A 264-nucleotide genomic window follows, 5' to 3' on the forward strand; every position below is an offset into this window, starting at 1 on the left:
ATTTGAACCGACGACCTTCGGGTTATGAGCCCGACGAGCTACCAGGCTGCTCCACCCCGCGTCACCGTACTGCTTTACTTCGTCAAATTTTGATTGGTTGCGGGGGCCGGATTTGAACCGACGACCTTCGGGTTATGAGCCCGACGAGCTACCAGGCTGCTCCACCCCGCGTCACCGTACTGCTTTACTTCATCAAATTTTAATTGGTTGCGGGGGCCGGATTTGAACCGACGACCTTCGGGTTATGAGCCCGACGAGCTACCA

At 56.1% G+C, this 264-nt stretch carries 1 tRNA gene; it reads right to left on the reverse strand.

Going from position 1 to position 264, the window contains the following annotated elements:
- Window positions 1-94: 94 nt before the first annotated feature.
- A tRNA-Met gene (locus A9180_RS22185) sits at window positions 95-171 on the reverse strand.
- Between the last annotated feature and the right edge of the window lie 93 nt (window positions 172-264).

This window comes from Escherichia sp. B1147 (assembly GCF_001660175.1).
In the GTDB taxonomy this organism is placed as follows: Bacteria; Pseudomonadota; Gammaproteobacteria; order Enterobacterales; family Enterobacteriaceae; genus Escherichia; species Escherichia whittamii.